We start from the raw sequence: 1696 nt of genomic DNA on the forward strand, positions 1-1696 counted from the left end.
GGGAGCGTAATAAGGCATATCACTGAGCTGACAACGATCACACCTGCTACTTCCTCCGGCTGGTGGTCGTATAAATTGGCAAATAAATAATTGAATACGGCGGATGGTATGGCGACCTGAATGAGGACAATACCACGTACATCGCCCTCAAAATCAAAAAGCCCTAACGCATTTTTTATCCTGTGATCCTGCCTTGATCTTACAGTTTCTCGCCGCGGATAAGGCGCGGTAAATCCCCAATCACACCCATGGCATGGCGCATAAAGAATTTTTTCGCGGGCATGACTTTGTTAAGGGCTGCCAAGCCAAGATCACGTGCCAAACGGATCGATGCATGATCATTTGAAAACAATCGTAATAAGCCATCGCAAACCGCCGCTAACATAACATTATCAAAGCGACGCCATTTTTCATATTCTGTTAAAATACTATGTGATCCGATATCAAGACCTAAACGTTTTGCATCCACCAAAATTTCTGCCAAGGCAGCCACATCGCGGATACCAAGATTATAGCCTTGTCCTGCAATTGGATGAATGCCATGGGCGGCATCCCCTGCTAATACGAGCCTATCTTCTACATAATGATCAGCCAGTACCAAATTTAAGGGATAAGCAAATCGTGGGCCGGCGAGTTTTAAATCACCTAACCAATCACCAAAGCGAAGTTGCAATTCAGCCATGAAGTCTTCTTCGGGCAAATCCATAAATTCTTTGGCTAGTTTGGTTTTTTCTGACCAGACGATATTGGTGCGACCATCCGTCATTGGCAGCATGGCAAAGGGGCCATTGGGCAGGAATAGTTCGACCGCTGTGCCTTGGTGGTCGCGTTCATGTTCCACAGTACAGACAATGGCGGTTTGATCGTAGTTCCATTCATTATGTTTAATGCCTGCTTCTGTGCGAATTTTGGACTTTCGTCCATCCGCAGCAACCGCCAGGGCTGCTTCGATTTGTCGACCATCTGTCAGTGTCAATGTTGCTTTATGGCTGGTTCGTTCAATGGTAGCCACGCCGACGGGGTGACATAGATGAAGTTCCCCACCTGCATCGGTTGTTTCATATTCTTTTGCCAATTTATAAAGCGCAACACGTGTTTGGCGGTTCTCAATAATATAGCCTAGGGCTGCCTCACCATATTCTTCGCCCAGATCACGATGATCATAATGCATAAATAAAGGCGAGATACCACGCATCGGATGACCATCAGCAATCCGTACATCATAGATTGGGCTGGCATGGTCTTCGATATAATCCCAAAGACCGATACCTTTAAATACTTGCGCTGATCCATAGGAGATTGCCGAAGCGCGTCCATCATAATCGCCTTCTACCTGATAGCTTGGTGTGTCGAAATCGATCACGGCGACTTTTAAGCCGCCTTTTGCCAAAGCACAGCCAAGGGTCATGCCTACGAGGCCGCCGCCAGCAATTGCTACATCAACTTTGAAGATATCAGAATTTTGGGACATGGATGCCACCTTTCGTAATATGCGACTTGTTCAAATCAACGCGTCTGAATCTGCTTCTATATAATATACGTGCAAAAAAGCTAAATTGATTTGCCGCATATATAGGCTTTTTTGTCTAAAAGAGCCAGTGGTTAATATATATGATTAAAATATAGGCATATATAAAATAGTGATTAAATATTAGGCATAAACATAGGGTTTTTCTTGGTATTGCTGCAATGCAAT

General features: G+C 44.6%; 2 protein-coding genes. Both read right to left on the reverse strand.

All coding sequences use genetic code 11. The features are described from left to right. Window positions 1-269: AEC family transporter (locus E1160_RS17490; RefSeq protein WP_407923880.1), on the reverse strand; the 269-nt coding region annotated here is incomplete at its 3' end. Further along, the gene (locus E1160_RS00120) at window positions 200-1471 is read right to left on the reverse strand and encodes a UbiH/UbiF/VisC/COQ6 family ubiquinone biosynthesis hydroxylase (protein WP_155152963.1); all 1272 of its coding nucleotides are present in this window, start codon (window positions 1469-1471) and stop codon (window positions 200-202) included. The genes E1160_RS17490 and E1160_RS00120, both read right to left, overlap by 70 nt. Between the last annotated feature and the right edge of the window lie 225 nt (window positions 1472-1696).

This window comes from Curvivirga aplysinae, from assembly GCF_009711445.1.
Lineage (GTDB): Bacteria > Pseudomonadota > Alphaproteobacteria > UBA8366 > Aestuariispiraceae > Curvivirga > Curvivirga aplysinae.